The following is a 676-nucleotide window of genomic DNA, read 5'->3' as shown; positions in this document are numbered from 1 at the left end:
CGGTGAACCTCCTCTGCGGGATACCTCAGCACAAACTCGCCCCAGTCTTTCAACACCGCCTGGTTCTCCCTGAGCGCGAGCAGGTAGTGCCCCCACCGCCGCAGCCGTCTGGGTCTTGGTGTGGGCAGCATCCCCGGTAAGCACCCAGGGAATGCCGAACTCAGCCAGATCCGCCTCCAACGCCATCAACAACCGACGTCCCGCCACCGCCTCATCCCCCTGGACTTCCCTTTGCATCAGGCTCAGACCCAGCTGCCCCAGATAGGCGGATACCAGCACCAGAGCCCTATCCCCCACCCCCCTCCGGGCACTCCCCTTGAGGTGTTTGCCGTCCAGGCTGAGTGCTAACCACTCCTGCTCCTTGGCCTGACCCTGCTCCTGCAGAACCCTCCAGACCGCTTTAGTCCATTGCTTCAGGGCCTGCTCCAGCGCAGCAGCCTGTTGCTCCAAAGCCCACCCAAACCGATAGAGGGTGGCCCCGACCGCTGGCCCGCCGACCCAGGACCAGGCTGAGCAGCCAATCCCGCTGATCCTGCACCCACTGGGCAATCGCCAGCAGGTTGGTGCGTCCACTCCCCAGCCCCATCAGCACCAGCATGAACAACAAGCGCCAATCGTAGGTGGTGTTGTGGGCTCGCAGATCGGGTACTTCCATCAGGTAGGGAATCGGGCTGGG

2 pseudogenes are annotated in these 676 nt (G+C 63.8%); both read right to left on the bottom strand.

Going from position 1 to position 676, the window contains the following annotated elements:
* Positions 1-450: pseudogene (locus J3L12_RS16590) on the bottom strand (hypothetical protein); the annotation flags it as partial.
* Positions 401-676, bottom strand: a pseudogene (locus tag J3L12_RS16585) (transposase family protein); the annotation flags it as partial. The pseudogenes J3L12_RS16585 and J3L12_RS16590, both read right to left, overlap by 50 nt.

This window comes from Meiothermus sp. CFH 77666 (assembly GCF_017497985.1).
GTDB lineage: Bacteria > Deinococcota > Deinococci > Deinococcales > Thermaceae > Meiothermus.
The sequence above is the reverse complement of the archived record's forward strand: the minus strand, read 5'-3'. Positions and strand labels throughout refer to the sequence as shown.